The 21,870-nt window shown below is 52.7% G+C and carries 14 protein-coding genes, 1 tRNA gene and 1 CRISPR repeat array; of the genes, 8 read left to right on the top strand and 7 right to left on the bottom strand.

Annotated elements, in window-relative coordinates:
* Positions 1 to 30: 30 nt before the first annotated feature.
* Positions 31 to 115: transfer RNA gene (locus LDN84_RS18790), tRNA-Pro, on the bottom strand.
* A 140-nt stretch (positions 116 to 255) separates the two neighbouring features.
* Here LDN84_RS18790 and LDN84_RS18785 point away from each other — a divergent pair.
* The 3 genes from LDN84_RS18785 (at position 256) to relB (ending at position 2,911) form a co-directional block, all read left to right on the top strand.
* Positions 256 to 1,680 carry a tyrosine-type recombinase/integrase gene (locus LDN84_RS18785; RefSeq protein WP_223904947.1) on the top strand — a complete coding sequence of 475 codons (1,425 nt, stop codon included), beginning with the start codon at positions 256 to 258 and terminating at the stop codon, positions 1,678 to 1,680.
* 536 nt (positions 1,681 to 2,216) lie between these two features.
* The gene (locus LDN84_RS18780) at positions 2,217 to 2,579 is read left to right on the top strand and encodes a type II toxin-antitoxin system RelE/ParE family toxin (protein ID WP_223913129.1); all 363 of its coding nucleotides are present in this window, start codon (positions 2,217 to 2,219) and stop codon (positions 2,577 to 2,579) included.
* Positions 2,576 to 2,911 carry a type II toxin-antitoxin system RelB family anti-toxin gene (gene relB / locus LDN84_RS18775; protein WP_223904946.1) on the top strand — a complete coding sequence of 112 codons (336 nt, stop codon included), beginning with the start codon at positions 2,576 to 2,578 and terminating at the stop codon, positions 2,909 to 2,911. The genes LDN84_RS18780 and relB overlap by 4 nt, the downstream gene beginning before the upstream one ends.
* Before the next feature lie 97 nt (positions 2,912 to 3,008).
* Here the strand turns inward: relB and LDN84_RS18770 are convergent, their stop codons facing one another.
* Both LDN84_RS18770 and LDN84_RS18765 read right to left on the bottom strand, forming a co-directional pair.
* On the bottom strand, positions 3,009 to 3,386 hold the full coding sequence (locus tag LDN84_RS18770; RefSeq protein ID WP_435405953.1) for a type II toxin-antitoxin system VapC family toxin: 378 nt from the start codon (positions 3,384 to 3,386) through the stop codon (positions 3,009 to 3,011).
* Positions 3,387 to 3,391: 5 nt separating this feature from the next.
* On the bottom strand, positions 3,392 to 3,640 hold the full coding sequence (locus LDN84_RS18765; protein ID WP_223904944.1) for a type II toxin-antitoxin system Phd/YefM family antitoxin: 249 nt from the start codon (positions 3,638 to 3,640) through the stop codon (positions 3,392 to 3,394).
* A 1,202-nt stretch (positions 3,641 to 4,842) separates the two neighbouring features.
* On the opposite strand from LDN84_RS18765, the gene LDN84_RS18760 reads away from it, so the two are divergent.
* The 5 genes from LDN84_RS18760 (at position 4,843) to LDN84_RS18740 (ending at position 10,621) form a co-directional block, all read left to right on the top strand.
* Positions 4,843 to 5,559: a YagK/YfjJ domain-containing protein gene (locus LDN84_RS18760; protein ID WP_223904943.1), complete on the top strand. Its 717-nt coding sequence runs from the start codon at positions 4,843 to 4,845 to the stop codon at positions 5,557 to 5,559.
* 1,460 nt (positions 5,560 to 7,019) lie between these two features.
* Positions 7,020 to 7,301, top strand: a complete 282-nt coding sequence (locus LDN84_RS18755; RefSeq protein WP_223904942.1) for a hypothetical protein — start codon at positions 7,020 to 7,022, stop codon at positions 7,299 to 7,301.
* Between the two features lie 107 nt (positions 7,302 to 7,408).
* Positions 7,409 to 8,377: a TIGR03299 family phage/plasmid-derived protein gene (locus LDN84_RS18750; protein ID WP_223904941.1), complete on the top strand. Its 969-nt coding sequence runs from the start codon at positions 7,409 to 7,411 to the stop codon at positions 8,375 to 8,377.
* Positions 8,378 to 8,506: 129 nt separating this feature from the next.
* Entirely contained in the window at positions 8,507 to 9,505 is a 999-nt protein-coding gene (locus tag LDN84_RS18745; RefSeq protein ID WP_435405952.1) for a YqaJ viral recombinase family nuclease, read from the top strand.
* A gap of 102 nt (positions 9,506 to 9,607) precedes the next feature.
* The gene (locus LDN84_RS18740; RefSeq protein ID WP_223904939.1) at positions 9,608 to 10,621 is read left to right on the top strand and encodes a recombination directionality factor; all 1,014 of its coding nucleotides are present in this window, start codon (positions 9,608 to 9,610) and stop codon (positions 10,619 to 10,621) included.
* Positions 10,622 to 11,217: 596 nt separating this feature from the next.
* Positions 11,218 to 17,376: direct repeats of the CRISPR family, unit length 28 nt; unit sequence TTTCTGAGCTGCCTATGCGGCAGTGAAC.
* 128 nt (positions 17,377 to 17,504) lie between these two features.
* On the opposite strand, the gene cas6f is transcribed toward LDN84_RS18740, so the two are convergent.
* The 4 genes from cas6f to csy1 are packed head-to-tail and all read right to left on the bottom strand — an operon-like array spanning position 17,505 to position 21,459.
* Positions 17,505 to 18,068: a type I-F CRISPR-associated endoribonuclease Cas6/Csy4 gene (cas6f, locus tag LDN84_RS18735; protein WP_223904938.1), complete on the bottom strand. Its 564-nt coding sequence runs from the start codon at positions 18,066 to 18,068 to the stop codon at positions 17,505 to 17,507.
* Positions 18,069 to 18,072: 4 nt separating this feature from the next.
* Positions 18,073 to 19,110: a type I-F CRISPR-associated protein Csy3 gene (gene csy3, locus LDN84_RS18730; protein ID WP_223904937.1), complete on the bottom strand. Its 1,038-nt coding sequence runs from the start codon at positions 19,108 to 19,110 to the stop codon at positions 18,073 to 18,075.
* Between the two features lie 17 nt (positions 19,111 to 19,127).
* Positions 19,128 to 20,165 (bottom strand): type I-F CRISPR-associated protein Csy2, encoded by a 1,038-nt coding sequence (gene csy2 / locus LDN84_RS18725; RefSeq protein ID WP_223904936.1) that lies wholly within the window; start codon positions 20,163 to 20,165, stop codon positions 19,128 to 19,130.
* Positions 20,155 to 21,459 (bottom strand): type I-F CRISPR-associated protein Csy1, encoded by a 1,305-nt coding sequence (gene csy1 / locus LDN84_RS18720; RefSeq protein ID WP_223904935.1) that lies wholly within the window; start codon positions 21,457 to 21,459, stop codon positions 20,155 to 20,157. The genes csy2 and csy1 overlap by 11 nt, the downstream gene beginning before the upstream one ends.
* Positions 21,460 to 21,870: the final 411 nt, after the last annotated feature.

The raw sequence follows: 21,870 nt of genomic DNA, 5'->3' as shown, positions 1-21,870 counted from the left end.
TTTTTGATGGGCTTGATTGACCATAATGGATGGTCGGAATGAGAGGATTCGAACCTCCTACCCCTTCGTCCCGAACGAAGAAACTCAGTATCCAGAATGATTCAGTTTCGTCCAGATAATTTAATAAAACATAATTAAAACAATATGTTACGTAAATTTTATGTGATTTGATGTCCAGCTTGATCCAGCAAGATACACTACAAGCCAGCCATAACGGTGTGGCTAACGGTGTGGCTAAATTTGGTTGGGTTGAGCATGGCAATCATCACAGTTCGGGAGTTACAAGCACTCACAGTCGCCGATAACGGTAAACGTATCAGCATGGGAGAGTCCATGTACGGTGTTGTTCGTGTGGCAGCCGATAACGTCGTCAGTGTCTATGTGGTGTGGCGATACAAAGTGAGTGGCAAGTTGCGTCAAATTCCCGTTGGCACCTGGAAAGATAAGGGTGGTGTCAGTCTCAAGGCACTACGCGACAGGCGCGACATTCTCGCCGCCGAAGTCAAGGCCCATACTGACCCTATCGAGCGCCGGGCGAGCGCCAAGCTAAAACGTGATGCCGACAAGCAAGCAGCTGCCCTCAAGCTAGAAGCTGAAATCGAAGCCGCCAAGCTCAAAGCTCAGGCAGACGCTGCCGAAGCCATCCAGATTCAGCAGTCACGCCTGGCTTTGCAAGCGACGGAGAAAGCTCGCATGACCGTGCGCCAACTGTTTGACCGATGGCATCACTTGGACTTGCGTAACCGTGTCAAGAGAGGTTCCGACGTGTTGCGTTCCTTTGAGGCCGACGTGTTTCCTGTCATTGGCGACCTGGCCGCCGAAGATGTCCGTAAGACACATATCCAAGGAATATTGGATGCTATCCGTGCCCGAGCAACAGAGGATCGCCCCCGTGTCAGCACGCAGAAAAAGACACTCTCGGACATGCGCCAAATGTTTGGATGGGCGCTGGAGCGGGATTACCTGTTAGCTGACCCGACCGCTGTCATTCGCAAAGCCAAGCTCGGTGTCAGCACCGAACGCGAGCGGGTGCTGACAGAGGCGGAAGTGATAGAGCTCTTTCAAAAACTGCCGGTGTCTGGTTTGACCGAAACCTCCAAAGTGGCTCTGATGATCCAGCTCAGTACGGCATCGCGTATCGGCGAAACGCTACTGGCCCACTGGGCTCATGTTGATTTTGAGCGGCGCACTTGGACGATACCCGCAGTTATAGCCAAGAACGGCAAGCTACACACCATCTCTCTAAGCGATTTCGCGCTGGGTCAGTTTCAAATCCTGCACTCAATGACTGGTGTCACTCCGTGGCTGTTTCCCAATACTGAACTGAATGCATCTGTGTGCCGCAAAAGTACTACCAAGCAGGTGGGTGATCGCCAGCGTTATGACAAGCCTATTTTGAAGAACCGTTCGCAAGATGCACACGCGTTGGAGTTGGCTGGAGGGCGTTGGGTACCCCATGACCTGCGCCGTACTGCGGCGACCATGATGGTTCAGTTAGGTGTGTTGCCAGATGTGGTCGAAAAATGTTTGAACCACACCGAGCCCAACAAGCTCAAACGCATCTATCAACGTGCCAGCTACGAAGGCGCTATGCGAGAGGCGTGGGGGTTACTGGGGGAACGGCTGAACCTGCTACATCGTCGCGCCACAGGTGAAGCCCCCAACGTGTTGTCAGAGTAGTTTCGGGTGAGGGTCAATGCGACTGGGAATTAGGCTGCAAGGTAAGGCGCTCATTCAACTCCGCCGCTTTTTCACCGCATTCATCAATTGTCCAAGCGCTACTTGGGCGAGGTTGGCGGGTTTCATTGATAGTGGCTCATGGCCACACTTTGGGCAGCTGCTATAAATATCACCCAGACTGAGTGCGCCACTGCGAGGTACAGTTGTTTTTGACCAAGCACAAGCCGGGCAGGTGAAGTGGATCGCAGGTGGACGGATTGGCATGGTGGTGCGGTCTGAAGCGCCGATTCTGATCAATCACGCCGGGTTGGCAAGGGCCGCATTCTGCATCTTGTCACTCAAGTGTTTCAGGCTGAATTCCAAAGAAGCAATGTATAAAGACATGAACAGCTTTCTTTCGTAAAAAATTCTGACGGCAAATGGTAGTGCTGCCACCGGACAGGTTGTGTCGCTTTGAAAATATTGTTTGGCATCAGATGAGCACGCTTCCACTTTCCTCATTGACGTTATATACCAGTACATGTATATTTGTGTCCATGCTCAGAAACGAAAAATCCCTTGAATGGATAGGTAGCAGCCATAAAGACTTGATGGCCTTGCCTGCGGACGTAAGGCGACTTTTTGGCTTCGCTTTGTCGTTGGCACAGGCTGGCGATAAGCACGACGCGGCCAAAGTGCTCAAGGGTTTTGGCGGTGCTGGTGTGCTTGAGGTGGTGGAAGACGATGCTGGCGGCACCTACCGTGCCGTATATACCGTCAAATTTGCCGAGGCAGTGTTTGTCCTTCACTGCTTCCAGAAGAAAAGCAAGCGCGGCATCGCCACGCCGAAAGAAGATATGGACATCATCCACGCAAGGCTGAAAATAGCTGAAGCGTTTGCAAAGGAGTTGCGGAAATGAAAATCCGACTGATTGATGGCATTGAAGTGCAACGGGGTTCTGATAACGTGTTTGCCGACCTTGGTCTGCCTGATGCTGACAAGCTCAAGATCAAAACAGGTTTGGTCATAGAGATCAGGAAAGCCATGAGCAACGGGGGCTTGACACAACAAGAAGCAGCCAAACGCATGGGCATCACGCAACCCAAAGTCTCTGACATGATGCGCGGCGACTTTACAAACCTGTCTGAGCGCAAATTAATGGATTGCCTTACCCGACTTGGCTACGACATTGAGATCAAAGTCCGACCTGCCAAGGCAGAAGTTGGACATCTGATGCTGGCTGCGGCTTGATGTCAAAGCCTTTATCAGAATGGCTTGTAAAAACTAATTCGCGACCCATTCCAGTGGCATTGGCCAAAAAACCATAGCTTTGAAATTATTGTGTAGCTCAGACAAACTTAATCGCCCCAGGATACTTGGCCACGGTGGTATCGGCCGTGAGCAGGGTGATGCCTTCGACGGTAGCTTGCGCAATCAGGATTCGGTCAAACGGGTCTTTGTGGATCAAGGGCAAGCCTTCTACAAAGACAGCATGTGAGCTGGTGATGGGCAACTCTGAATAATCGTTGTCCAATAAACCACGCCTGAGCAAACGCGCATTGACTTTGAAATCTGCGCGACCCAAGCCATTTTTGGTGGCGATTTCCCACATGCTGGCTGCACTGAAAAGCAGCTCGTGTTCAGGGTTGGTCATCAGGGCAACAGCTTTGCTTGAAAGCTTTTCTGGTTCATTCGCCGCCCAGATTAAAAGATGGGTGTCAAGCAAGAACTTCAAGCCTTGTCCCCTGCAAACATGGTGGCAATCGCGTCGCTGCCCATGCGATCGAAATCATCGGGAACCTGCATCGTGCCTTTCAAAAATCCAAGCCGTTTCTTGGCCTGATCTTGTACCGTAGGTAGGGCGCGCACTATCACCAAAGGCTTGCCAGATTTGGCAATGACAAACGGCTCGCCATGTTGTGCCTGCGCAATCAGGCGCGAGAGATGGGTTTTGGCTTCATGAATGTTGATGGTTTGCATGGTGATAGATTCGGACTATTGATCCGGCAAGAAACGGTTGAACATAAACGGCTGTCTAGCCGATGTAGGTCAACATATTTGCTATCAACCCTTAATTGCCGGGTGAATAAGTTTGTGAGCCAAGTTTGATTATCAACGCGGTACAGGTTGGATGCGCAGACTGACAGCATCTTTGGCCTATGCCGCAAGCCAAACCTCGACTGTCACCAGACACAAGTCGCATGACGCTATATCTTTAATAGCTTCTGACGCAGAATTCATACTAAAAGATGAAATGTCGCCGTGTCAAGGTAAATATGGTCATTTTGCAAGGTTCTTTCCAGGCAGGGAATCCCCCAAATGGGGGGACTTTTAGCCTCGTTTGCAAACCTAATTCAAGGCCGTACAAGTTGTGATGGTCGAAGCTTGTTCCTGTCTTGGTCTTAGTTCACTCAACTCTCAGGCTGTCAAGGTGTACAAGAACAGTAGTTCAGACTTTTCGATGCTCACAAAAGGCCACTCAATTCATTTGCATAACTCTGGAATAAACACACAATAAAAATCTACGGAATTTCCATTAAATTTAATCGCTCAATCACCGAATGTTGGAGCTGGAATTTGCAGTTGAATTTTGGTTTTAAAGTATTCTAGTTATTCTAGTTATGCGTCTTAGTGTTAATCTTAGTATTGAATCATAGCATTCATACAGCTATTAAATGTATTCGAACCAGTCAAGTAAAGCCATTCAGCAAAGCCACTGTACTTGATGCTTGCTGTGACATTAAGGACTAAACATCAGACTACTGATCTAGTCCTTAATGCTCGCTATTAGCTCATCACAGTTTGCCTCCACCAATACATTGCTTTGATAGACGACGCTTGCACCCATAAACTTCCCTGTGATCGAGCTGAGACTTTCAACACAAGCTTTAATCGGAATTTGAAATCATCTTGGTTACATATATACATAGTGATGCCACGTATCAATCAAAGTTCGATGCAGTTGTGATGCCTAGTAGTCGCTAATAATGCAATACTTCAGTATCCACTGTTCATGTTGTAGTTTCAAACCAAAGCTACCCAACCATTAAATAATGGCTTCGATGAGGTGTTGCCTGTGAGTCGAGGATTCGCTATTCCGATATTTATTTACATATCCATTGGAAATAGTTTGCATTGAAACAGTTTAGTGCATTTACATCAATAACTCTTTGGATATCGACATGAACAGCAATCAAACCTTCACTGACTTTTACAACTACCCCTACCAAACCTCCACATACGATGATCGAATGGCGGATGCTCAGCGGTACAGTGCCAAGCGTAATCTCAATGGGTTAACGAACCTTATTAATCGTTTGTTTGACTACCACTCACGGATGTTGGTAGTGCGTATCGACTTGTGTTATCAGCCAGGGTATAGTGAATTTCTGCAGATTGAGGATGTGCAAAGGCATCTCAAACAGTTGATTGGTGACCGGCGTTGCAATCCAGTTATTTTTCATGGCCTGGTGGGTTATGCCTGGGGACTGGAGTACGGTGCTTATGGTGGTGGTTATCACTTCCACTTTCTGGCCCTTTTTGATGGGTCTGTGCGCCGTGAAGACATTGGCATAGGCATGTCCATTGCCAATTTGTGGACCAACATCACCGGAGGCCTTGGGCGTTGTTACATCAGCAATTGCGACAAAGACAAGTTGTCAGTTCAGGGCTGTCTAGGCATTGGCATGATTCATCGAGATGATATTCAACTTCGCAAAAATCTAATTGAGAGGGTGGCCGCCTATATCACTAAGCGTTGCAGCGAATTTGAAATTGACACTGCAAATACTGCATCAGGAGATTTCCGCACCTTCGGCAAAAGCCAGATGCCCCCACCCCTCGATCCCAATGTGTCTAGGCGAGGTAGGCCACCTGTTTCTCGTGGGTATGGGCTATAGCTTTTTCAGTGCTCGTGCGAAGGTGCAAGACTCCCCAACCACCGGCCATGGGCAAGTAGTTTCGTTGCGCAAACCTCTGATAAACAGCAGGCAAAACCTTCCCCTGCTTCCTGGAAGTTGCGCCAGGATGCTGTTTTTCTGTCATAGGTCTTGTTGAAACCTGCTATTCCTGCTATCCGTAGCAAAAATAGCAGCGTTGTGACGGTGATCTACTGGTTTTTCTAATCCAAATTAATTTGCTAAACAGTGCTGGCTATCGCCAATGAAGTGTTGAAGTGGGTTTTTGGGTCGGTGGAATTGCTCCTATGTTTGTTGAGAAAAGGCTGTAAATCGGTTGCTGTGTGGTTTGCCCTCTGGTTGGTTGAATCTGACTGCTGGTAAGCGCTTCAAAAAACTGACGAAAAGTTCTCACGGTTTGGTGTTGAAGTGCTGCGTGCATGGACATCGTTGGTTGACGCAGGACTGGTTGAAAAATGAGGGTCGTTGAAGGTAAAGGTGTGGCTGTAATACTTTGGGTGAATCCTTTAGCGACTGTGGACGTTGGATGACTTTCACTGACCACACCATGGCGTGATGTGTTGGGTGCTCCTTTTCGTGACATATTGAAATCTTGGTGCGAATGGTGGCTCAGTGGGTTAATTTTCAACGTAGATTTATGTGAAGGCAAGTTTGTTATTCATCTTTCCAACAGTTGGACGTATTTGGATGTGGTTGGAAAATCTATATTTCGGTATGCAAAAAATGACATACAGAATTGACGAGATGATAACCGCGTGCATCCAAAGTTCCATCTTTGGGTAGTAAAACATTTATACCCAACATAAAGCATAATTCTGAGTAAATTGCATCTGATATCTAAGATGCGGTAGTAAATGAGCTGTGATTAAATTTCAATACATACCTTAATTTATGCATTTAAGTATGCAGTCAGGTATATTTTTGAGATGTCAATAAAATAGATGCCACTTTAGAATGACTGAATTGAAATCAACCAGAATCTCGATAATTTCACACGACCAACAGGCATAGGTCGATGCCTAAAAGGAATAATCATTGATTTATGGATACTATGTCTGACCTAATACTTGGCCGAGCTTGAATGGATTGGTATCTGCCATCTTCAAAAGACTGACTACCACTTCTGTAAGTCACTGTATTTTGAATACTAAACACCCAGGCACGGCCAGTTATTCACCTGAACACCCAGCCACCAATCAAAATCGCTGTGTGAATTCCCTCCATTTACCGGATACCTCTCTGTTTACGAGAGTGTTCTTTTTGGCGTGCCGTTGAGTTGATCACCTTGGAGTGAATTAGCCAAGTCACGTCCTTTGATTTCTTGTTTCCCCCATGCCAGCCCACTCGGTTGGCTTTCTACAAGCCGTCGCATCGTCCACCAGGGCGAGCGACGGCTTTTCTTGTTTTTATCCCTCAATCTTCATAACCAAGGAGTCTTCATCATGACGATTTATTGCCCTCAATGTTCATCAACCCGCATCCAAACCAAAAACCTTGGACGCAAAACTGATAGTGCCATTGGCGCATTAGCAGGTGCGGCCAGAGGTGCCAGCCTCGGTTCAGCCGGGGGGCCAGTCGGTGCCCTGGTCGGTGGTATCGCCGGAGCCATCATGGCTGGCCTGTTCAGCGGTGCTGCTGTGGGTTCCAGCCTGGGAGCTGTGGTTGACAACAGCCTGCTCAACAACTACCAGTGTCGTGACTGTGGCTACAACTTCAGCCGGTAGTCCCGACAACGTTTCGTATTCATTCCCCATTGCTTGTGATGCCGTTGGCTAAATCCAGTCAGCGGCTTGATCAGCTACATACCCCTCAAATACAGAAAGAAATCCCCATGGCACACCTTGTTCAACAAATGGCCTATGTCGGCCAAACCCCTTGGCACGAACTCGGCAACAAACTGCCTGCCAAACAACCCATTGAAGTCTGGGCTCAAAAAGCTGGAATGGACTGGGAAATCAGAGAGACCCCGGTTCGTTACATGACCGAACAGGCAGGCGCTCTGGGCTCTATCATGAGCTTTGAGGATCAAAAGGTGCTGTACCGCAGTGACACCAAGGCCCCACTTTCGGTGGTCTCGGGCCGTTATCAGGTGGTGCAGCCCAAATCTGTCCTGGAGTTCTACCGCGACCTGACGGAAATTTCAGGCTTCGAGCTGGAAACTGCTGGAGTCCTCAAAGACGGCAAGAAATTCTGGGCATTGGCCAAAACCGGCAAAGAAGCAACCCTCAAGGGCAATGATGTCGTCAAAGGTTACATCCTGCTGGCCACCAGTTGTGATGGCACATTGGCCACTACGGCTACACCTACCACCATCCGGGTTGTATGTAACAACACCTTGACCGTGGCCTTGAATGGAGCCAGCAGTGCTATCAAAGTACCGCACAGCACCAACTTTGATCCCCAAGCGGTGAAGAAACAACTCGGTATTGCAGTTTCCAGTTGGGATAGCTTCATGTACCGCATGAAAACCCTGTCGGAGCGCAAAGTCAAAAGCCATGAGTCCATGAACTACTTTTTGAAGGTCATGTGCAATTCAGACAGTCAACTCGATCCGGCGCAAGGCTTGATGAATGAGCGGGCCTTGAAGAAAGTCCAAGCCATGTACGAAGGCCAAGCTCATGGTGCTGAACTGACCTCAGCCTCTGGCACGGCCTGGGGCCTCTTGAATGCAGTCACCGAATTCGTTGATCACGAAAAACGTGCCCGCAGCCAAGAAAACCGCCTGGACAGCGCCTGGTTCGGTCAAGGCGCGGTATTGAAACAACGGGCACTGGACTATGCCCTGCAAATGGCAGCATGAACCCAGCATCAACACCCACAAACAAACCCCGCTCAGTCTTCGGATTGACCGGGGTTTTTTATTGGTGCATTGCGCAATTGAACCCAACACATTTTCCGAACCTGAAAGGAACCCATCATGGCCAACGCTATGCCAACACCTCGGGCTAACAAGCCCATCGGTTCTAAGCCAGCACTCAAGCTGGTCAAGACCAGCCATCTTGACCGTGACGAATGGCTCACCATCAGAAAACGTGGCATCGGCAGCTCGGATGCCGCCGCCGCTGTGGGGCTCAATCCCTACAAATCGCAACTCGAACTCTGGATGGAGAAGACCGGCCGGGATGGCAACCTGCCCAAAACCGATCCCAATGACGAAACCAGTCCGATGTATTGGGGCACTTTGCTGGAAAGCATTGTGGCTGCCCATTACACCAAACGCTCGGGTCACAAAGTCCGACGCATCAATGCCGTGCTGCAGCATCCCCAAGAAACCTGGATGCTGGCCAATATCGACCGGGAAGTGACTGGTACAGCCGATGTGCAGATTCTGGAATGCAAAACTGCTGGCTTGCAAGGCTCGTTTCTCTGGCGCGAGGGTGTGCCGGAATACGTTCAATTGCAAGTCATGCATCAGTTAGCCGTCACCGGCAAGCAGTGTGCTGATGTGGTGGTGCTGATTTGTGGCCAAGACCTCCAGATTCACCGTATCCAACGCGATGAAGCCATGATCGCCAAGTTGATTGAATTGGAACGGGCCTTCTGGCACTACGTTGAAACCGACACGGAACCGCCAGCGGATGGCTCTGAATCGGCGGATGTGGCTTTGCGTTGTCTGTATCCCAAAGACAGCGGCTTCACCCTTGATCTGTCCGATGACTTGGAAATGTCAGCCGTGTTCTCTGACCTGTTGGCTGTGCGAGAAGTGTTGAGCACCCAGGTGACGCTGGAGGCTCAATTGAAACAGCGCATCCAGCAACGCATGGGAGATACCACCAAAGTGGTGTTTCAAACCGGGAACATCACCTGGAAACGCAGCAAGGATGGCGCTGGGTTGGACACCACCAAATTGCTGCAAGAGCAACCTGATTTGTTGAAGAACTACAGCTTGGTCAAACCGGGCTCAAGGCGGTTTCTGGTCAATACCTGAGCAAAGCCAATCCGACTTTACGCAACTCAAATCAACACATACAGCCCCACACCGGACTCTTCCGTGTGGGGCTTTCTTATTTCTATTGGAAAGGAATCCATCATGCTCAAAGGTTTGGCCTTAACGCCACCCATCATTGGCCGCATTGCCATTGGCAAAGTGATCGAGAAGAACGGCAAGCGTCTGCCCGAGAAAGACGATGAATTCACCGTGACCAGCCAGGTGCAAAGCAAAGACGGCTGGGTCAATCACCCCATGGATGAAACTTTACGCAAAGGAGGCAGCACCAAGCTGCGCAATATTCCGATTCGCTTGTTGTTCGATGACCCTGACCTGAACCTGCGTGCCAATTACAGTTTGTTTGACCGTCAAACGGGTAGACCGCTGTGTGTGGGCAATGGGGAAACTTGCAGGCGGTCATTGGCTGCAGGTGTACAGACACTGCCTTGTCCATCACCTGAAGCCTGTGATCTGGCCAAAGGGGGATTCTGTAAACCCTACGGCCGCTTGAATGTGCGCATTGGTGAGGACGATGAACTGGGCACTTTTGTGTTTCGCACCACCGGGTTCAATTCAATTCGCACCTTGTCGGCACGTCTGAGTTATTTCCATGCCGTGTCTGGTGGGCAACTCTCCACACTGCCGCTGGAACTGCGTCTGCGGGGCAAGTCCACGACCCAGTCACACCGGGCACAGATTTACTACGTGGATTTGACCATCAAGACCGGCATGACGATGGCTGAGGCGATTGCCAGTGCCAAAGCGGAGAGTGAGTTGCGCAAGGCGTCTGGTTTTAACCAAGCTGCTTTAGACGAAGCCGCACGACAGGGTTTTGCAGCTGGGGCGTTTGAAGAGTCTGAGGAAGATGGTGCTGCTGTGGTGGAGGAGTTTTTCCCGGCTGAATTTGACAGTGAGTTTGACGGTCAGTCAACTGGCTATTCCTCACAGGGTCATTCGGAGGGAGGCCGTGCGGTAAGCAATAGCAGTGCACCACCCAACGGCATCAAGGCTGGCCTGGCTGAAAAGCTGAACCAGAAAGCAGTGCTGATGAATGGCCATGGGGCGGCAGTGTCAGTCAACCAGTTGTCTCGTCAGGCACCAAATGGGCGGGCGTGAAGGCGAGGGTGGGGTTACTGGCAGTGGCGTGGGAAGCTATTCAGATACCAACAGCACACCACACGCCGATGTCATTTTGTTTCAGCGTATCAGTGGTGGTTGGGAATACCGGTACACCAGTGACTGTGACGCTTGGCGTGCATTTGACCATGACCCTGCACAGGCCCAAAGCAGACTGAGACGGCAACTTGGTTGGGATCGTCAGCGGTTCGACAGAGCGCAATTTCGGCAGTTTTGAAAAACCGGCCTTCAACCAACACCACAAAGCCCCGCAAGTCGGGGTTTTTTAGTGTCCTGCTGCAAGGCATCACTGAGCCTGGCAATCAGGCCGTGGCGATTTTTCTGTTTCCTCGGTCACGTATACAAAGTTGGAAACAGATTCTCCGCTCTTTAACCCATCGAATTGAAAGGAGACGACATGAAGCAATCCCGAAAAACAGAGATTGTGATCCCCACTTGGGTCGGGCGAACTGGGCCAAGCTATTGAGGTGACCAGGATGACACAGGGTATGACACTCAAAGCACCTCGCTTTGGGTGTCATTTCGAGGTATGGTGGCTGGTGATCGACATGTGAACCAAGAAGGCAGACAGTGGCTTTCTGAGCTGCCTATGCGGCAGTGAACAAACGTAGATGGCGGATTTTCCATGCGCTGATCTTTCTGAGCTGCCTATGCGGCAGTGAACATGAACGTGCCCATCGTCGGCGAATATCTGCCTTTTCTGAGCTGCCTATGCGGCAGTGAACAATATGGTCGTGGATCAGTTGCCTGTTTTGTTTTTCTGAGCTGCCTATGCGGCAGTGAACGCAAAAGTCAACGGAAAAGAAACCTACAAATGTTTCTGAGCTGCCTATGCGGCAGTGAACATATGCACCGGTTGGTCTACTGGCTGATGTGCTTTTCTGAGCTGCCTATGCGGCAGTGAACGCAATATACCGCCGATCACGGCCTGCCCCTGTTTTCTGAGCTGCCTATGCGGCAGTGAACTCATAAATTCCGCGCTTCATGGCGGCGGTGTATTTCTGAGCTGCCTATGCGGCAGTGAACTGGTGGCCACCCAGCGGGCTTGTCCACCAGCGTTTCTGAGCTGCCTATGCGGCAGTGAACAGCAACATCAGCGAGACGATCAGCCTTCCGCTTTTCTGAGCTGCCTATGCGGCAGTGAACGCGCACGCCCAGCCAGGGGCACGCGCAAATCGTTTCTGAGCTGCCTATGCGGCAGTGAACTCAATAAAGCGCTGGCTGAGAGCCTTGGAAACTTTCTGAGCTGCCTATGCGGCAGTGAACACACTGGGAACGCACACACCGTCAATTCGGTATTTCTGAGCTGCCTATGCGGCAGTGAACGAGATCAGCAAGGCCGTTGCGCTGGCATGTGCTTTCTGAGCTGCCTATGCGGCAGTGAACTCCCATAGCTTCACGTCTCGCCGCCTTCGGGCTTTCTGAGCTGCCTATGCGGCAGTGAACCGCATCATCGACCACGATGGCCACGCGGTGCCTTTCTGAGCTGCCTATGCGGCAGTGAACTTCGGCCTGCTTCTTGGCTTCCACCTTGTCGTTTTCTGAGCTGCCTATGCGGCAGTGAACATGCTGCCAGAATTCTGAGTCCAGCACGATCATTTCTGAGCTGCCTATGCGGCAGTGAACAACATGCGGTGCTCACCCAGCACCAATGGCAGATTTCTGAGCTGCCTATGCGGCAGTGAACTCAGGCACGATCAGAAGTTTGGCAGCCGCATGTTTTCTGAGCTGCCTATGCGGCAGTGAACGGTGGCACGGGCTACAACAGTACCGGCTTAACTTTCTGAGCTGCCTATGCGGCAGTGAACGGTGTCGCTGGTAAACCAGCCGCCGTCCCTGTTTTCTGAGCTGCCTATGCGGCAGTGAACAAATGACCGGTCAGGGGACCCGTGGCACATTCTTTCTGAGCTGCCTATGCGGCAGTGAACGACGTGTTGCCATAGCGGTAACGCCCTTGTCTTTTCTGAGCTGCCTATGCGGCAGTGAACAGTGTGGACTGCTCATGCGCTCTTTTTTGATTTTTCTGAGCTGCCTATGCGGCAGTGAACGCAAATTACGGCCCTGTTTCTGATTTTTTTGGCTTTCTGAGCTGCCTATGCGGCAGTGAACGTCTGAGCTGGTGTTTGTGGCGTAGGGTTCTTTTTCTGAGCTGCCTATGCGGCAGTGAACACCTGGCACCAGCCCACCTCACCGGCTGCACGTTTCTGAGCTGCCTATGCGGCAGTGAACTAACTCTTCGTGCGTCGACGGGCTTGGGTCAATTTCTGAGCTGCCTATGCGGCAGTGAACACTTCGAACTATTGGGGGCACCCTCTGGCGCTTTTCTGAGCTGCCTATGCGGCAGTGAACAGACACCCCGGATTGCGAGTGTTCCGCTGACATTTCTGAGCTGCCTATGCGGCAGTGAACTAGCCCATTTGTGTCTGCCAGGCGCGGAGGTCTTTCTGAGCTGCCTATGCGGCAGTGAACTTGTCGCCCACGCACGGGCAGCAATCCCGTTTTTTCTGAGCTGCCTATGCGGCAGTGAACTGCAGCTATGCCGGACTCGCTCATGCTCGGCGTTTCTGAGCTGCCTATGCGGCAGTGAACCTGAGCGTGACGAATACCTTGCTGGAACGAATTTTCTGAGCTGCCTATGCGGCAGTGAACACAAAAATCAACGATGTACCACCGTTTGCTGCTTTCTGAGCTGCCTATGCGGCAGTGAACACACCCTGGTCACATCAGATCCAACTGCGCCCTTTCTGAGCTGCCTATGCGGCAGTGAACACCTTGCCGCCGGGGCTGTGCTTACATCGTTATTTCTGAGCTGCCTATGCGGCAGTGAACGGTTCGCGTTTCGCACGCCATGACATTCACAGATTTCTGAGCTGCCTATGCGGCAGTGAACTTCAGAGGCATGTCTTATTGGTCAGGCTCAATTTTCTGAGCTGCCTATGCGGCAGTGAACTCGATTGCTCTGACGGCTGCACACCTGGAATGTTTCTGAGCTGCCTATGCGGCAGTGAACCGACTTGCCCCAGTACATGGCCCTGTGTGCCTTTTCTGAGCTGCCTATGCGGCAGTGAACTCAGAGGAGATTACTGCAAATTGCTGTAGATTTTTCTGAGCTGCCTATGCGGCAGTGAACGCCAGGCCCTGCGCGTGCTCAATGATATGGGTTTTCTGAGCTGCCTATGCGGCAGTGAACTTTTCGGTTGATCTGGTGGCCTGCCTTCTCAATTTCTGAGCTGCCTATGCGGCAGTGAACATTTCCAATTAAGCACGGTGGGTTCTACGGCATTTCTGAGCTGCCTATGCGGCAGTGAACATTATTGCGCACGTCAACAAACATTAATTTTATTTCTGAGCTGCCTATGCGGCAGTGAACCTGGGCTTTGCCACCGCGCAATACACCGTGCTTTTCTGAGCTGCCTATGCGGCAGTGAACAAGCCTGCCCTGCAATTGGGCTGCTTTCCAATTTTCTGAGCTGCCTATGCGGCAGTGAACGTGTGCCCACTGCACTCAGCGTTACCCACAGCTTTCTGAGCTGCCTATGCGGCAGTGAACATCAACGGGTGCATATGGGCCTGGCCCAACGTTTTCTGAGCTGCCTATGCGGCAGTGAACCCGCCGGGCGGGCAAATAGGCGTGCACCATGTTTTCTGAGCTGCCTATGCGGCAGTGAACGCGTCATGAACGACGTATCCAGTTTTGGTGGTTTTCTGAGCTGCCTATGCGGCAGTGAACTTGATGAATACGGCGTTGGTGCCGGTCTTGATTTTCTGAGCTGCCTATGCGGCAGTGAACGCAGCTGAAATGGGCAACAGCTTTGACAATGTTTTCTGAGCTGCCTATGCGGCAGTGAACGACTGGGATCGCATCACCGCCCACATTGTGAGCTTTCTGAGCTGCCTATGCGGCAGTGAACAAGAAATCAACAGGATTCGCCTGCATTTCTTTTTTCTGAGCTGCCTATGCGGCAGTGAACAATGATTTTTTAAGACTTAAATATCTCATTCATTTCTGAGCTGCCTATGCGGCAGTGAACAAACACCAGGCAGTCTTGCGATTCCAATACTGTTTCTGAGCTGCCTATGCGGCAGTGAACTATTTTGATGTACACACTGTACAAATATTCTTTTTCTGAGCTGCCTATGCGGCAGTGAACCTTTGCACCCTTGGCCTCGCGGTTGACCATCATTTCTGAGCTGCCTATGCGGCAGTGAACGAAAGACCAATTTCCTATAGTCGCCCAATGGCTTTCTGAGCTGCCTATGCGGCAGTGAACTTGTTGATGTTGGCCAGGGTAGCGACCTGGGTTTTCTGAGCTGCCTATGCGGCAGTGAACATTGGCGAAATCATCATTGGTCGTGAGGTGTTTTTCTGAGCTGCCTATGCGGCAGTGAACTCGGCGTAAAAATATGTGTCATATTTCGTATATTTCTGAGCTGCCTATGCGGCAGTGAACGCTCATGCCGTACCCCCCGTGACCTTGGATATTTTCTGAGCTGCCTATGCGGCAGTGAACAGCGGACACGCACGGCTCCTTCATTGCCTCGTTTTCTGAGCTGCCTATGCGGCAGTGAACTCCGAGCGCATGTACCCGCGCCCGATGTTCAATTTCTGAGCTGCCTATGCGGCAGTGAACCAAAACGGAAAAATTCGCCTTGCTTTGGACAATTTCTGAGCTGCCTATGCGGCAGTGAACGCAAGAACTGCGGGAAGCCCGCTGGATTTCATTTTCTGAGCTGCCTATGCGGCAGTGAACGATGGCCCAGCCGATGTCTGCAACTTCCATCTTTTCTGAGCTGCCTATGCGGCAGTGAACCACACATTCAACTTGCGCGGCACTCACAACGCTTTCTGAGCTGCCTATGCGGCAGTGAACTTTTGCCAGATCAAGGACGGGCCTGCCGTGATTTTCTGAGCTGCCTATGCGGCAGTGAACTCCATCATGGCATTCTCATGTGTTTGGTTCAATTTCTGAGCTGCCTATGCGGCAGTGAACCACGCGCCAAAGGATACGCCCGTTCACGTCAATTTCTGAGCTGCCTATGCGGCAGTGAACGTGGCGCAACGGCAAAAGACACTATGCCATTGTTTCTGAGCTGCCTATGCGGCAGTGAACGTTGCGCCACCCACCGGCAAGATCCTGCTCTGTTTCTGAGCTGCCTATGCGGCAGTGAACAACCGTCAAGGCCAACAGGTTTACGTGGCCAATTTCTGAGCTGCCTATGCGGCAGTGAACGTGCTGTCAGAGGCTGAGATTCGCACGCTGCTTTTCTGAGCTGCCTATGCGGCAGTGAACCGATTACCGCCGGGTCACAGATCTCAACGTGCTTTCTGAGCTGCCTATGCGGCAGTGAACTTGCTGCTCCACCACCTGCTCGTCCACAAAATTTTCTGAGCTGCCTATGCGGCAGTGAACTGATTGGTCGCGGGGTGTTCCCGCCAACCAGTTTTCTGAGCTGCCTATGCGGCAGTGAACCGCGCATCCGCGCCGATTGCGGACATCTTGCTTTTCTGAGCTGCCTATGCGGCAGTGAACTGTTGGTGCGAAAGTGCGGCCACTCTGAAAAGTTTCTGAGCTGCCTATGCGGCAGTGAACGCCTCCACAATCCGGTGCAGGGGCTCACTGAATTTCTGAGCTGCCTATGCGGCAGTGAACAGAACTTCATTCGCATGCCCGACTTCTTTCTATTTCTGAGCTGCCTATGCGGCAGTGAACGTAGACCGGCGTTATTTCGATAGCCTGCTGCAATTTCTGAGCTGCCTATGCGGCAGTGAACCGAAGCTGGTTGGACGATGGCGAAACCATCGATTTCTGAGCTGCCTATGCGGCAGTGAACGATACAAAGCGGCGCCACATCCAATATCATCTTTTCTGAGCTGCCTATGCGGCAGTGAACGCACGGGCGCTGGCGGGTTGTTCGATGATTTCTTTCTGAGCTGCCTATGCGGCAGTGAACTCTGGTAAATGATCGTCCATCATGTTCTTGCGTTTCTGAGCTGCCTATGCGGCAGTGAACCACGGATGCGCTTGGCGATCTCTTCCCTGTTGTTTCTGAGCTGCCTATGCGGCAGTGAACAACACCTGCTTGAACAATTCAGCAACCGGGTTTTTCTGAGCTGCCTATGCGGCAGTGAACAGGGCAAGATGCCGACTGCGCTGGCGCTGAACTTTCTGAGCTGCCTATGCGGCAGTGAACCCATGGACGGGCCGCGTTTGGTGCAATCCACCCTTTCTGAGCTGCCTATGCGGCAGTGAACATCACGCGGGTTGTCACCTTCACCTCTTGCTTTTTCTGAGCTGCCTATGCGGCAGTGAACAGCCTCTCAGCCGTGCAAGCCTTCCCCTTGCATTTCTGAGCTGCCTATGCGGCAGTGAACCCAAATACCTCGGCGATTTGGGTCGCCGTGGCTTTCTGAGCTGCCTATGCGGCAGTGAACGGCCGCCCCTTGCGCCACAGCAGCGCCAATGCTTTCTGAGCTGCCTATGCGGCAGTGAACTGATTGCTGGGAGAGCGTGGCGTTTTTCCTGTTTTCTGAGCTGCCTATGCGGCAGTGAACACTTTTGCGGGCGGGGGGCTTGATTTTTCTGGTTTCTGAGCTGCCTATGCGGCAGTGAACTCAATGTGGGGGTGGTGGCAAACAGCGGTACATTTCTGAGCTGCCTATGCGGCAGTGAACAAAATCTCGGACTTGATACGGGCGTACTCTACCTTTCTGAGCTGCCTATGCGGCAGTGAACTATCCCCATCCCATCATAAGCTCCTGAATTTCAACAGCTTTCGACAAAAATTCGCAAAAACCCTTCTTCCCAAGGGTTTCAGCAAACCATTGATTTCAAAGGCTTTTCCCTACAGCCTGAAAAAAGGGTCAAAACCAGGGCACAGTCGCCGTTGGGCTTAACCCATAGGCCCCAAACACGCCAGGGCTTGCGGCATCTTGCAGGGCTCCATGCCGGATGAACAGCTTGAACGACTGCACGGTACTCAGGCTACGCAGTTGCACATAAGGCAAATCCAGGCGTTCGGCGGCGGTGTCGGGCACACGCGCCAAGGCCTCAGCGGCATCGATGCCATGGCGGCGCATTTGGCGGCGGCGCAGGCGATCCGGGTTGCTTTTGGCCTGCACACGGCTCACCACGCGATAGCGGGCAGTGGTCGGCACGGGCAACACAGCGCTGGCCTGCACATGGTCACGCATGCCTGCCAGCCACGGGGAGGCCATCATCGCGGTCAGATCGGCTTGGCTTCCATGCAAGCGCAAACGGTCACCCAGCCATGGTGGCGCTTCTTGCACCGCCGGAAAGCTGATGCCGATGTGTTCGCTACGCTGGGCCACCAACGTCAGGTGCAGTTTGCTGAACAAGGCCCCCATCAAATGCGGCTGCGCAATTTCGGGGTCGGGCAGCAACTTCAGGTCAACATAGTGATCCATGGCTTCAGTCCTTGCCAGATTCACCAAACACACCACCACGCACCAGGTTGGCCATCACAAAGTGCTGCTGCGCCACGTCGGGCACTTGGTCTTTCAGCACCCAGGCATCCAGCAGAGAGTAAAAGTCCATCTTGACCTTGGGCTGGCGGTAGGCCTTGCCTTGCGAGGTGACCGAGCCATAGGGCTCTACCGCAATCGGGGTTGCTTGGCCTAGCCCATCTTCAATGGGGTACCAGGTGTCAATGGTGCGGAGGGCATTGCCGATTTTTTGGGAGTGCACGGCGGCGGTGCCGTTCACTGGGTAAAGCGTTTTGCTCTTGCCTGCCTTGTCCTTGTCCAGAATCAGCTCTTGTGACGGAAAGACTTCCTGGCCTGCACCCACGCGCGCAAAGGCGGTTACTTGCAGCAACACATACTTTGAACCGCTCAAGCCTTGTTCCAGCAAGGAGGCCAGTTGCGTCAAGTCCGCAGAGCTCGCATCAAAGTCTCGTAGCGAATAGGCCAAGGCATCAAAGGTCCAGCGTTGCACGGCTTGCCCGTCTACCAACTGGGCGACCTGCACTTCGATTTGCTCCGCACCCAAACGGTTGCGCCACAGAAAACGGCCATTGGCCAGGTTGTGTGCGTAACGCCGGGCCAACTCGCTAAAACCCGGCGTTTGGGCATAGGTCTGCACGGTGGCCAGCAACTTGGCTTGGTAGTCGGCACTGTTGCAGGCTGAGGGTGTGCCGGTGCCACCGAGTACACGCAAAGTGAAACTGACTTTGAGCGTGTCAGCATCGGCTGGCAGCATGCTCACATCAACGGTTTGCAGATTGGGGTTTTCAATGGCGGCATCCAGCTTGGCCGGGTCTTGGTCTTTGGTTTTAAGGCGGTTGGAAATGGTGCCGCGCACCGACTTGGCCCGAATCTCGACGGCAGGCCAGGTTTGACTGGTGTCGCGCTGCGCCCAGGTGCCTGCGGCAAAGAGGGCATCAGATGGATCGAGCTTGCGTTCAAACGCGAGGACGGAGGCAGTCTTGAGTGTGTTGGTAGTAGCCATGGTTTAACTCCTTGAAATCATTCTTCAAAAGAAATGGGGGTGTATGAATCGGTTGTGGGTGCTTGAAATGCATTGACGCAGCGGTACAGACCGCTGGCGGGTGCGTAGTCGGGCCGCCAGGTGAGTTGGGTCATGTCTGCCAGACGGTGCGGGCTGACCCACTGACCTATGGAATACACACTCTCAACAAAACGGAACGGCACTGCAGTGTCGCGTGCACCCGCCACTGCGCCAGGGGGGTACAAGTCTGACAAGGCGGCATAGCCCACCGGAATAGGCACCAGCCAACCACTGCGGCGGTCGGTGGCCCACTCCACCACTTCGGTGGGTTCACCCGCGATGGCATCTGGCACCGCTTTGAGGCTGGCGCGGTGGTTGATGCGTGACAGGTCTAGCCACGCGTCCAGCAAGGTGGGCGGAGTAGCCTCAGCGGGTGCATTGGCGCGCAACTCTTCCAAGCGGTTTTGCAACAGGTCGTCACGCGACACCAGGGCAAAGCCCGGCAGCCACTGGCGGCTGAGTCGTTTGAATTGCTTGGTTTGCGCCTCCACGTCGCCACCCAGTAGCGTCAGCTTGGCGCGTGGTGGCCGCCGCAATGCGCCGGGTAAAGGTGGCATCACGCTGCCGCCAGCAATACGCATGGCGGCAACACATTCGCCGACATCGGCGGCGCACTGGGCACGTTTGGCATCGTCAAGCAAGGCTGTGCTCAACGTCACTTCAAACACCAGTGTGATGTCCAGGTGAACCCGGCCTTCTTCCACAATCGCCGCCGTCGAGCCGTCTTGCAACACGGGGTTGCGCGTCAGGCAAAAGCTGCGTGTGTAGCCGCCTTGGGTTACCTGTGCCTCAAAGCCATGGCACACCACACCCACACTGTGAAAGCGGATGCCTGCGTCTGGCCCCATACGGCGGGCCAGTGCGGTCATCAGTCCGGTGAAGGCGGTGATAGACGGGAAGCCCCAGGTCAACGGGCTGGATATGGCGTTGGCGTTTTGCACCCGCAGGCGCGGCAGTACCAGCACAGCTGCATGTGGTGTCGGTTCATTCGGCATGAGTGCCCTCCCGTTCTTGCGCCTTGATTTCTTCCATCATGGCATTGCGCCAAGCCAAAAACTCAGGGTCACCCATGGGCAGCGGAGGACGCAACTGCGCATTGAGCCAGTTGGCAAAAGCCGCGCAGATGCGCTCAGGAATATCGGTGGGGCGCACACGATCCAACTCGGCATCGGTCACGTTCACGCCATCGTCATCCAGCCAGCGGCACTCGGATTCAGTCAATTTGCACTGAGGTGTTTGGCTCCAGCCGGGCTCCAGGCTGCGCAGCTCAGCGGTGAACTGCAAGAACTCGTCAATCAGCAGATTGACCCAGGCTGCACGCTTGCTGCGGGTTGCCACATTTCGCGTGGGGTCGGTCTTCAAAAAGGCCAACAGGTCTTTAACAGCTTGGCGCACCTCGGGGCGGCGGCTATAGCGGTGGAACATTGAATCGGTGTTAAGCAGCGGCTTCAAGTCCGTCGAGCGCCACACCGGTGGCAATGAGGCCAGCAAGCAGTTGTTGCCCCGGCGCTCACTGTTGAGCTGGCTGATGTTCTGCGGCTTAGTGCCACCCAGTTGCTGTGCGGCCATTTGTGGGTATTCATGCACCGGGCGCTCGCTGAAGGTGTTGGCTTTGCGGGCATCACGGGCAGCTTTGGCGGCCTCACTGAAACGGTCGTCTTGCAGCGTTTCATAAACCCGATGTGCCAATGAGCTGGCGTACAGGGGCGAGAGCAGGTGATAACTGTCGGCTGCCTGCACATCGTCACCGATTTGCCAGTAGAGCTGTTTGGCCAGGGTGTGCGAGGTGACTCGGCCACGCGGCTCGGTGAGCGTGGCAAAGGCCTGCAGCCAGGCTTGCGCCTGCGCGGGGTCATCGCTCAAGGCAGCGGCCAGATCGGCATCCCCCGCCACAGAAAGCGCCAAGAGGCTGTGGCCTTCGTGCATCTGCTTGAGGAATTTGTACACATCCAGGGCCGCAGCATTGCCGACCACATCGCCGGCAAAGGCATCACCAAGACAGTGGCTTCCCACCAGCTCAATGCCAGCCAGTGTGCTGGGTGGGCTGTAGAGGTTGGTGCCTTTGGCATCCGGGTGCACGGGTTTCAGAGAGTGCGTCACCGCCTGAATTTGCGCGGCACGCCGGGCGGCATCTTCCAGCCAAGTTGCGGGGATGAATTGCTGTCGCAGCTCATCGCGTTTGGGGTCGTCAGGATCGAGTTTTTCGAGTTTACTTTCTAGGCGTTCGGACAGGAACGTTGAAACAAGCAAACGAAGCTCGGCCTGACGATTGATAGAAATCGTAGACATAGGGAATCATTTCAATAAACAGCGACGAATCAGTCGCAGATAAAATGTCCCCAGGCAACGCCTAGGGACACGAATTTGACAAGCATGGCTTGCATGGAACTCAACTTCTAATCATGTGATGCGTGGTCACATTCGTACCCTCCTTCGATCAACAACCTTGCTCGTAGGTGCCTCGGCGCTCGACTGCCTTTGGCGTTGCTTTCTGGCCTCAATGATGTTCAAACCATCATTGAGGCCAACTTTATCAGGAAATTGACCATAGTTAAACCATGACATCATTTGAGGGAAATATTTTTACAAACCTTGTCAAATCAACCAGCTAAACTTCTGCCACTGTCGCAAAGACAGCTCAGAAAATGACCTCATTAGAGGGTGCGGATATCACTATCCACTGCCGCAAAGGCAGCGAGG

The organism is Rhodoferax lithotrophicus (assembly GCF_019973615.1).
Classification (GTDB): Bacteria; Pseudomonadota; Gammaproteobacteria; order Burkholderiales; family Burkholderiaceae_C; genus Rhodoferax; species Rhodoferax lithotrophicus.
This window is presented reverse-complemented; position numbering and strand designations above follow the sequence as displayed.